This is a genomic window from Pseudopedobacter sp. (assembly GCF_040392825.1).
Lineage (GTDB): Bacteria > Bacteroidota > Bacteroidia > Sphingobacteriales > Sphingobacteriaceae > Pseudopedobacter.
This window is the reverse complement of the sequence record NZ_JBEBVH010000143.1, coordinates 1-10049: the sequence shown is the minus strand read 5'-3', so window position 1 is coordinate 10049 and position 10049 is coordinate 1. Positions and strand designations below refer to the sequence as shown.

The 10049-nt window shown below is 36.2% G+C and carries 12 protein-coding genes and 1 pseudogene; 5 read left to right on the top strand and 8 right to left on the bottom strand.

The annotated features are described in order from the left end of the window. The 6 genes and pseudogenes from ABWO41_RS11185 to ABWO41_RS11160 form a co-directional block, all read right to left on the bottom strand. Window positions 1–324: pseudogene (locus ABWO41_RS11185) on the bottom strand (DUF3078 domain-containing protein); the annotation flags it as partial. A gap of 82 nt (window positions 325–406) precedes the next feature. After that, entirely contained in the window at window positions 407–730 is a 324-nt protein-coding gene (locus ABWO41_RS11180; protein ID WP_353137712.1) for a hypothetical protein, read from the bottom strand. Further along, entirely contained in the window at window positions 727–1449 is a 723-nt protein-coding gene (locus ABWO41_RS11175) for a hypothetical protein (protein ID WP_353137710.1), read from the bottom strand. The genes ABWO41_RS11180 and ABWO41_RS11175 overlap by 4 nt, the downstream gene beginning before the upstream one ends. A gap of 35 nt (window positions 1450–1484) precedes the next feature. Further along, window positions 1485–2549: a glucosaminidase domain-containing protein gene (locus ABWO41_RS11170; RefSeq protein WP_353137708.1), complete on the bottom strand. Its 1065-nt coding sequence runs from the start codon at window positions 2547–2549 to the stop codon at window positions 1485–1487. 9 nt (window positions 2550–2558) lie between these two features. Continuing rightward, complete coding sequence (locus ABWO41_RS11165; RefSeq protein WP_353137706.1) at window positions 2559–3194, bottom strand: O-methyltransferase; 636 nt, start codon at window positions 3192–3194, stop codon at window positions 2559–2561. 312 nt (window positions 3195–3506) lie between these two features. After that, window positions 3507–3851 carry a single-stranded DNA-binding protein gene (locus ABWO41_RS11160; RefSeq protein ID WP_353137704.1) on the bottom strand — a complete coding sequence of 115 codons (345 nt, stop codon included), beginning with the start codon at window positions 3849–3851 and terminating at the stop codon, window positions 3507–3509. Window positions 3852–4044: 193 nt separating this feature from the next. Between ABWO41_RS11160 and ABWO41_RS11155 the strand changes: the two genes are divergently transcribed. Beyond that, window positions 4045–4398: a hypothetical protein gene (locus tag ABWO41_RS11155; protein ID WP_353137702.1), complete on the top strand. Its 354-nt coding sequence runs from the start codon at window positions 4045–4047 to the stop codon at window positions 4396–4398. Window positions 4399–4611: 213 nt separating this feature from the next. Beyond that, window positions 4612–5154: a methyltransferase family protein gene (locus tag ABWO41_RS11150; protein ID WP_353137700.1), complete on the top strand. Its 543-nt coding sequence runs from the start codon at window positions 4612–4614 to the stop codon at window positions 5152–5154. Between the two features lie 58 nt (window positions 5155–5212). Here the strand turns inward: ABWO41_RS11150 and ruvX are convergent, their stop codons facing one another. Next, window positions 5213–5632, bottom strand: coding sequence for a Holliday junction resolvase RuvX (gene ruvX / locus ABWO41_RS11145; protein ID WP_353137698.1), 420 nt, complete (start codon window positions 5630–5632; stop codon window positions 5213–5215). 147 nt (window positions 5633–5779) lie between these two features. Between ruvX and ABWO41_RS11140 the strand changes: the two genes are divergently transcribed. Genes ABWO41_RS11140 through ABWO41_RS11130 form a run of 3 tightly spaced genes read left to right on the top strand, consistent with a single transcriptional unit; the run spans window position 5780 to window position 8810 of the window. Next, window positions 5780–6931, top strand: a complete 1152-nt coding sequence (locus tag ABWO41_RS11140) for a DNA polymerase III subunit (RefSeq protein WP_353137696.1) — start codon at window positions 5780–5782, stop codon at window positions 6929–6931. A 2-nt stretch (window positions 6932–6933) separates the two neighbouring features. Beyond that, window positions 6934–8343: a PSP1 domain-containing protein gene (locus ABWO41_RS11135; RefSeq protein ID WP_353137694.1), complete on the top strand. Its 1410-nt coding sequence runs from the start codon at window positions 6934–6936 to the stop codon at window positions 8341–8343. Then, the gene (locus ABWO41_RS11130) at window positions 8340–8810 is read left to right on the top strand and encodes a gliding motility lipoprotein GldH (RefSeq protein WP_353137692.1); all 471 of its coding nucleotides are present in this window, start codon (window positions 8340–8342) and stop codon (window positions 8808–8810) included. The genes ABWO41_RS11135 and ABWO41_RS11130 overlap by 4 nt, the downstream gene beginning before the upstream one ends. A gap of 514 nt (window positions 8811–9324) precedes the next feature. On the opposite strand, the gene ABWO41_RS11125 is transcribed toward ABWO41_RS11130, so the two are convergent. Beyond that, window positions 9325–10049: glycoside hydrolase family 97 C-terminal domain-containing protein (locus ABWO41_RS11125; protein ID WP_353137690.1), on the bottom strand; the 725-nt coding region annotated here is incomplete at its 5' end.

Below are 10049 nucleotides of genomic sequence, written 5' to 3'. Positions count from 1 at the left end.
TGATTTATAGTTTACAAGCGTTGTTAGTGCAATGGAGTTAACCCCTCCGCTACTCCAATTATCACTAAAAGTCGCCTGATTTAAGTTAACACCAAAAGATGCAGTTGTTTTCCAGTAGTTCACTTTTCTTTGAACCAGATAAAAAGGCAGCGTCTTTTTTGTAATCTGGAAATAATTTGGCCTGGTTACAAAAGAGTTTTTCTTGGGATAAATGATAGTGGTAGCTATGGTATCTGACTCTGAAAAACCTACTTGAGCACCAGCAGACAATATATTTGAAATGATTAAACCCAGGACAAGTAAGCTTTTTAAAAGTATACTCATGATTTTCGAAATTCTTAATATCTGATATTAAATAAAATAACGTCAGCAAGCGCAAAATTGTACATAATTTTCCTAATAGCGGTCATAAATATGACAAAAAAGCCCAAAACCTGCGCTCTCTTAAATAGTCACTGTTTTGGTCATTGGCATAGGCTTCCCGTTCAAAAACAATGTTTTTATATGCGATATGATGGTTTTTGTAGTAAAAAAGATTAATGAAGTAATGGAAAAGATACAATAAATAAAAAGGAATTATAAGTAGTTCCAGCTGTTGCCTTAAATGAATACGCTCGTGAAAAACCAAAGTACTGGAGTAGCTTTTATTCCGTTGCTTAAGGAGAATAAAAGGAAATATAGCCATTCCACTTACTTTCAACCAGGGACAAACAATTACCGGAAACCTCATGGCTTTTCAATAGGTTTTAAACTCGAAACATCTTCGGGATATGGATTTTTCATAAACCGGATATAAGCCATTTTGATATAACTTACCAAATCATACTCACTTGCACCATATACAAAATAATAAGAAGGTCTATAATTAATCATAAATAACTCTAATTTATCCCCTTTTAGCCCCGTATATTTGGAAACCAGCGTCCGGTTAAATTTCTCATCTATGAAATTATTCATATAATCGCGCTCCATTATTTCCTGAAGCTTTTTGGCATTTCTGCCAGCCCTGCTCAATGAATTCCAAATGGCATCAATACTTAGTCCAACCCCCGATTGCCCAATAGAAAGCAAGTCTCTGTTTGTTAACCGGTTAAGGCTATTAAACTGTTTTCTAAGCTCCTCATACCTTCTTTGTGCAGACAAAGCAGAATCTCTTACTAAAACTTCTTTCAGGGGGATTGCCACACGTTTTAAATAAAAAACCAAGGCCGTCTGATTGGTATAAACTAAAGTGTCAATATAAAAACCTTCGGCCACTGCCTGCAATTTATCACCTGGCTTTACAGAAATTTTGAATTCTCCTTTCGTATTATTAAAGAGTTTCACCCCAGTTCTCAGGTTGCTGATATTGACCCTGTTAATACGTTGACGGGTTTGCTGATCAAAAACAACGCCACTCATCTCGACCTCCTGGGCAGACAGTTGTGCGATATAAAAAATCGCACTCAATAAAATGCATAAAGCCCTTTTTAATATCAAAATGCTTACTTTCTAATAATTAGTTCCTGACCAACTTTTATCGAATTATCAGTAATATAATTCAACTTTACCAACTCATCTACACTTACATTAAAACGTTTAGAGATGCTAAATAGCGTGTCGCCCGGAGCAACGGTATAAATTGTTGGGTTATAAACCGGAGCTTTCCCTGGATTATACGTTGTTGAGTTTGTCTGTTTTTTTATGAGCAAACGTTGACCTATTTTAATATTTCCATCATCAACCTGGTTTATCTGCAAAAGCTCATCTACCGTTAAACCGAATCTTTTAGACAAACTATAAGGCGTATCTCCTTTCACCACAATATAATAGTCTCCCTCTATGGCTACCGGAGCATCTACAGGTCTATCTTTAACAGGTTCTTTCGGAATATTTTTGTTGATATCAGCAAGCACTCTGTCTTCCCTCTTTATTTTCTCTATTTTTCCTTCTTTTCTATCGTATTGATGAAGTTCGTATCGCTCTATTATAGAAACTAGCAATTCGGGATAGCGCGGATTTGTCGCATAACCTGCTTGTTTCAGACCTCTAGCCCAACCTTTATAATCGTCTTTTTCCAACTCAAAAAGGGGAGCATAACGCTTTCGTTTTAAAAACTCCGAGTGATCGCGATAGCTTTCATCCGGATTATTGTAAACACGGAAGCAGTCGTCCTTCGCATCATCATCTTTATAGTAGCCCTTTCCTCGCCAGTCACTTGTACATTTTATACCAAAATGATTATTCGCATATCTTGCTAAATCGCTGTTTCCATTGCCCGATTCTAAAATTCCCTGTGCTAATGTAATGCTGGCGGGAATTCCGTACTTATTCATCTCACTAACAGCAATTCCTTTAAATCTGTCGATATAAGTCTGGGCTGTATAAGTAGTAAAATTTCCTTTCGTGTGTTTATTTACTTCTCTTTCTATCTGTTTGTTGTTCTGATGGTAAACAGATCCCGAACCACGGTTCGGTTTAGTTATTTTCTTCTTTGAGGAACAAGCGCTTAAAAAAGCTATCGCGAAAACACATAACAGAATATTCTTTATTGATAAATGAAATCTCATGTTCTGTTTTTATTTTTTTCTAATGATAAATAATCCGTCTCTAACTGGCAATATTAATTTTTCCACTCTGTCATCTTTAGCAATTTCATCGTTGAAATTCATGATATTGCTGGTGTCTTTATCAGACTTATTCTCTAACACTTTTCCGCTCCAAAGCACATTATCTACTATAATAATTCCTCCTTTTCTAACTTTGTCAAAAACCTGCACATAGTAATTATAGTTGCTTTTTTTATCGGCATCGATAAAAACAATATCGAACACTTCGTCTAGTAACGGAATTATTTCCTGTGCATTGCCTATTCTATAATCTATTTTTTCTTTATATTCCGACTGGTCGAAATAACCTCTTACTCTTTCTTCCAGCTCTTCATTAATATCTAAAGTGATAATCTTTCCTCCATCTGCCAAACCTTCGGCAAAACAAAGCGTAGCATATCCGGTAAAAGTTCCTATTTCCAGAATCCTCTTCGGATTTACCAGTTTAGAAATCATACTGATTACCCGGCCCTGATAATGGCCCGATAGCATTCTTGGCAATAAAACCTTTAAATTGGTTTCACGGTCGATGTGTTTTAGCAATTCTGGTTCCGGCTCGCAATAATGCTCCAGATATCGCTTTAAAGTCTCGTTAATGAGTTCCATTTGGCAAAGGTAGTACCCAAATTCAAAAGTAAAAATTCAAAAGACTGTTAAGAGGTCTTAAAATCTCTTGTTCGCTTTTATAGTGACACGCATTATAGACGTTGTTGATTAGGATTATCAAAAATTAAGGACACAAAAAAAGCTTTCAAACGGGGAGAATGAAAGCTTTTAACTAACCAATTATAAACCTGACACAAATGTAGGCCGTATGATCGTACCCGGCAAGGACATTAACGTTATTTAACATTTTCAACAAAAAAGCCCCCGTTAAACGAGAGCTCAGTGATGACTTGTTTTGTGCAATATTTAAAACTATTCGCTTTTTGTTTTATCTAGTGAAATTAATTGCTCTACAATAACATCAGTACTATAGCGCTTTGTTCCGTCTTTCGCTTCATAAACGTTATTATTTAAACGTCCTTCTACTGTTAGCCTGGAACCTTTCTTAATTTGTTCTTCGGCCATTGTTGCCTTGCTGTTCCAAAAAACCAGTGTAAACCATTGTGTCTTTTTTACCTCTTCCCCGTTAGCACTCCTGAAAACTTCATTGACAGCTAAGTTAACCCGCGCCACTTTTTTACCTTTTCCAAATTCTTTAACATCCAGGTCTGCACCTGTGAAACCAGAAAGAGTTACTTTGTTAATTACATTTTTCATGTTCTAAATTTTAAGTTTTTACTATTTAACGACCAATGCTCTCATGAACATCGACGATACAAAGTTGGCCACACAGCCAGACTTTAGTCGGAAATTATCCGTTTATACACGTTTATACTTGGGCATTCGCCAATGAAGCATATCTTTTGATTTAAACAGAAATATTTTTAACTTCAAAACTAAAAAGGGCAACATGGAAAGACTTTGTTTAGACTGCCAACAACCTGTTATTGGAAGAGCAGATAAAAAATTTTGTGATGACCAGTGCAGAACCAACTACAATAACCGATTAAAATCTCAGGACAATAGCTTGCTTAAGCAGATCAATCAGATTTTAAAAAAGAACTATCAAATCCTGAAACAATACAATCCTGAAGGAAAAACGAAAGTAAAAAGAGATTTGCTTTTGCAAAAAGGCTTTAATTTTGCCTATCATACACACATTTACACTACACAAAAGGGCATTTCTTATATTTTTTGTTATGATTATGGCTATCTGGTATTGGATAATGAGAATATATTATTGGTAAGAAGAGAGAATAAATAAGTTTCCTGTACAAAAAGAGACCTTCTTATTTTTTATTTGCTGCGACCCCTAAAAATTTCACTTTATAATTTGATCTAAAGGATTTTTTATTTGTATTTAATAGGACAAATGACCAGCAAGTTATATACAAACAAACATTTGAAATTTCTAAGTGTATTAATATTATATCAAACAAACAGGTAACAAAATATGCAAGCCTATATAGGAATCATTATGATTGTACTGCTCATATGCATGGTCATATTTCGCGTACTTAGTTTAAAACAACAAGGTATAGAGGCAATTGAATTTGGTAAAAAAGATCCAAAAGACTATTTCATTCCTCCATTTGCAGTTTTTTATCTATACCTGATTTTGGCAAATGCATTTGATTTACCAACTATTATACATCAAAATTTATTTGAGAACCAAACAATGGCATGGATTGGTGTTCTATTTTGTCTAATGTCACTAAGCTTATTTTTATGGGCATTGATATCTTTTAAAAAAAGCTTTCGCGTAGGTTTGGCAGAAAACTCCTCTCAGGGCTTAATAACTCAGGGAGCATTTGCTGTTAGTCGAAATCCAATTTATGTCTCTTTTGCCGCAATGCTGATTGGACAATTTCTAATCTTCCCCAGTTGGATTTTGTTAATCTATATTTTCGCCGGAATTCTTACCTTTCACCGACAGGTATTGAAAGAAGAAAATTTTCTGGCAATCCAATATGGTGATGAGTTTGAACAGTATTGCGGAAAAGTAAACCGGTATCTCTGACCATTAATTCATTCTTCAATTAGAAAAGTTGATAAAAATAGAGCTTATCCGCTCAGAGCTAAAAGAAACTCGTTTTCTCCATATACGACTGCAGAATAATCGTTGCCGAAACCGTATCTACCAAAGCCTTATCCTGCCGTGTTTTCTTCTTTGCCCCACTTTGTAAAATAGCAGCAGAAGCCATTTTTGAGGTAAAACGTTCGTCCATCATCTCAATTGGGATTTCGGGAAAGTTCTTTTTCAACAGATTCACAAAGCCTCTAACGTGTACCGCCGACTGAGAATCTGTGCCGTCCATTTGCTTCGGTTCGCCAACTACAAAAGTTTCTACGGCTTCTGTCATCAAATACTTCTTTAAGAAATCTACTATATCTTTCGGATGAATGGTTGTTAAACCATTAGCAATAATTTTCATGGGGTCTGTAACAGCAATCCCAATGCGTTTGGTACCGAAATCGAAAGACATTATTCTGGCCATATGAAGTATCAGGTGTTTAGTACTCAGTATCAAGATGCTTGATACCGCAAAAATAAGATTTATCTTCTGATTTTGATATCATCAATTAATTGTAAATACTTGGTACCCGATACTTTCTACTTGCTACTTATTTATTATTTTGCAACGATGCAGTTTAAAGATATTGTAGGACAACAAGAGGTTAAAGATCACCTGGTTAAGATGGTTAAAAATCAAAGGATTAGCCATGCCCAGCTATTTTTAAGCCCCGAAGGCTCTGGCAGCTTAGCATTGGCTGTAGCTTTTGCTCAATATATCTGCTGCGAAAATAAGCTGGAAAACGATTCTTGTGGAGAATGCAGTTCCTGCAGAAAATACCAGAAACTTATCCATCCAGACCTACACTTTTCTTACCCTTTTTTTGCTAAACATAAGGAAGACAATGCATTAACGTTTATAGAAGAGTGGCGGAGGACATTTTTGAACAATCCCTATCTGGGATTGGACGAATGGAGAGAGAATTTAAGTGCTGACAATAAACAGGCAAATATTAATATTGCCGAATGCCATAGCATTATTCAGAAACTAAGCTTAAAGCCTTTTGAATCTGAATATAAGATTTTAATCATGTGGCTTCCGGAGTACCTGGATAAAGAAGGAAACGCTTTATTAAAAATTATAGAAGAGCCTCCTCATAAAACACTGTTCCTCCTCGTTGCTCAGAACCAGGATCAGATCCTGAATACTATTTTATCCAGGACACAAATCGTAAAAATTCCAAAACAGAAAAATGAGGCTATCAAGCAGTTCCTTATAGACAAACTCCAGTTATCTGAAAATAAAGCAGAGCAGATTGCGTATTTAAGTAATGGGAACCTGCAGAATGCCCTTATTTTTTCTGAACAGGAAGAAAACGATTTCCATGAAAAAATGGCCAATTGGTTAAGGGCTTCTTACAGCAATAAAGGCTCTGTTTTTATTCCTTTAGCAGAAGATGACCTTGCCAAATTAGGTCGTGAGAATCAAAAAAATCTATTGCGCTATGGTATTAACCTGATGCGTGAATGTATACTTTTTTTAAGTGGAACACCAGGTTTAGTGCATCTGCCAGAGAAAGAATTAGAATTTATTAGTAACTTTTCGAAAGTTTTGGATATTGCAAAAGCCGAAGCTATTGCAAATGAGTTCGAAAAAGCGCATTATCATATCGAACGTAATGCAAATCCGAAGATATTATTTTTAGATGTATCTTTGAAATTAGTAAAAATTATAAAGTTTAATACGCTCCCTGTTACAGGGACTCAACATATATTGATATAATTATGGGATGTGGAAGTTGCTCATCGGGTGGAGGATGTACACCCGCGGGCTGCAAAAGTAACGGTTCTTGTATGACCGATGGCGGTTGCAGCAAATTAGATGTTTACGACTGGCTTTCCGACATGGATTCGCCAGCTAACTATAAACCTTTTCCTTTTGTAGAAATACGTTTTAAAGGTTCCAGAAAAGATTTTTACAGGAATGTTGACAATATTTATTTAGAAGCCGGAGAATTGGTTGTTGTAGAAACAACAGGCGGAGGATATGATGTTGGCCACGTCACGCTTACCGGAGAACTGGTTCGGGTTCAAATGAACCGAAAAAAGGTAACCGAAGAAAAAGCACCATTAAAAATCTTTAGAAAAGCGACCGTTCAGGACGTAGAAAAATGGAAAAGCGCCAAAGAAAGAGAATATGAGACCATGCACAAAGCAAGAACGATTGCTTTAGAATTGGGCCTGGAAATGAAACTAAGCGATGTTGAATATCAGGGAGACAAAACAAAGGCAACTTTCTTTTATACAGCAGAAGGTCGTGTTGATTTCAGGGAACTGATTAAAAAATTGGCCGAAGCATTCAGGGTTAGAATAGAAATGCGCCAGATTGGTATGCGCCAGGAAGCCAGCCGTTTAGGGGGTATTGGCTCTTGCGGGCGTGAGCTTTGCTGTTCTACGTGGTTAACAGATTTTAAAACCGTTTCTACCGCAGCAGCCAGATATCAGAACCTGTCTTTAAATACGTTGAAACTTGCGGGACAATGCGGTAAATTAAAATGCTGCCTAAACTACGAATTAGATAGTTATATGGACGCATTGAAACATATTCCTGATAATGCAGATCTCTTAAAGACCTCAAAAGGTGATGCTAAATTGCAAAAAACCGATATCTTCAAAAAAGTAATGTGGTTTAGCTATTTTGGAGAAGATAACACCTGGATACCTCTTCAGATAGATAGGGTCAGAGAAATTCTGGCTCTGAATAAACAAGGGCAAATGCCTGAAGAATTAAAAGATTTTGAATCTTTTGAAGAAGAAATTGTTATAGAAAAGTCTTTTGACTACGAGAATGTAGTTGGTCAGGACAGTTTGACCCGCCTGGATGAAAAGGCCAGAAGGAAAAAGAAAAAGAATAAATCCGGAAACGGAATTAATAACAATAATGGAGCAAATAAAAATGTCAAACCGGGCAACAACAATCAACCAGCTCAACAACAAAACAAAAAAGCTCCGCAGCAAAATAATAATCAGCAAAGCAGGGGAAATACTCCTGATAGAGAGAAAAAACAAAACAACAGCGCTTCGGCAGAAACCGGAACAGTTGTAAATAAAGAACAAAACGGAGAACAGAAACATAAGAAACGGTTCAAGAAAAGAAAACCAAATAATAACAATAAAAAGCCCGATCAACAATGAGAATGATCTTTAAATGCTTTTTAATAACAGCAATCACATTGTCAGTAGCTTCTTGTACTGATAATGTGGTTATTGACGAATACACAGCAGTAAGCAATGAAAACTGGTCTTACGACAAGCCTATAAAAACAGTCGTAGACATTAAAGACGCAAGCATACCATACAATATATACGTTAACTTCAGACATACCGAAGATTATAAATATTCGAATATCTGGCTACGTCTTTCTCAGATTTCACCTCGTAATAAAAAAACTACTGCAAGAGAAGAGTTCCAGCTAGCTTTAGCTGATGGAAAATGGATTGGCAAAGGTTCGGGTAATCTTTATAGCTATAGGCTGATCTATAAAGAGGGTTTCAAATTTGATACTGCCGGTAAACACACTTTCATTATCGAGCAAAATATGCGGGACAATCCTTTAAAAGCTGTAACGGATGTTGGGCTAAGGGTTGAGCCGGCGAAGTAGTTTGTTCTCTGCTATAAATATAGAGACCTCCCTTTCGTCGAGGTGACGGCAATTTTGAATAGGTCTTAGTTATCATGAATATGCTTGTCCGGAATGCACTATATTAACATCCGACTATAGTATAAATACAGATTAAAAATTCGTTCAAAATGCGACAGGGCTAACATCCCGAATAGCCTATTTTTTTTAAACAGTACTTACGCCACTAAATCTCTTCCTCTTCGTTCGGATATTTAAAACATCACCACTTAATCTAATATTGATCTGATCCTCATAGTTTATGAATATAGTTCGTAGTCAATCTATAATAAGTCCACCTTTTATTATAAAAACATGGACTTGATATGGACTAATATGGAAAAAGTATAGATTCACAGAGAATCAATTTACTATAAGATGCAGTTTATTATTTGGAAGTTCTAACAATTTTAAATATCCTTTTAGACTGTTAAAACATCTGAACAGCATAAAAAATGGCTGCCTAAAAGTTATTGTTCAGGCAGCCGATAAACTATTATTTATACTTCCTGGTTTGGTTATCTTTTCCTTTTTCTAACGGCACTATGCTAATCGCTGCTCCGCCTCCCTGTGCAAGTTTTAGTTTGAAGACTGTTTTTGTGTCTACTTTAAAGCGTTCTATCTTGTGCGCTTCTGGATTATTTTTCCAATCTGCATTGTCGGCGTCTCTATAAATAGTTGCAATATAGTCTTTTCCTTTATCCAGAAAATTTAATGGAATCTGAGCAATTCTTGCATGCTCATCGGTAATGGCACCAATAAACCAATTTTCTGTTCCTTTTGCTTTACGGGCAATAGTTACAAAATCTCCGGGCTCCGCTTCTACAATTTTGGTGTCGTCCCAATCTACGGCAACGTCTTTGATAAAGTTAAATGCATCGGGGTATAAAGCGTAGTTATCCACTTCATCGGCAACCATTTGTAACGGGCTATGAATGGTAACATATAGGGCCAATTGTTTAGCTAGGGTGGTATGAACTTGTCTTTGGGGATCGTTTTCGGCAAATCCTTTTAGTTTAAATATTCCAGGAGTATAATCCATCGGTCCGCCCATCAATCGTGTAAATGGCAAAATGGTTTCATGTTCAGGCAAGTTACCTATACTAAAAGCATTGTATTCGTTGCCTCTTCCTGCCTCAATAGCCATCCAGTTCGGATAAGTTCTATGCACACCTGTCGGCCTTACAGATTCATGCGAATCTATTGTAATTTTATGTTTTG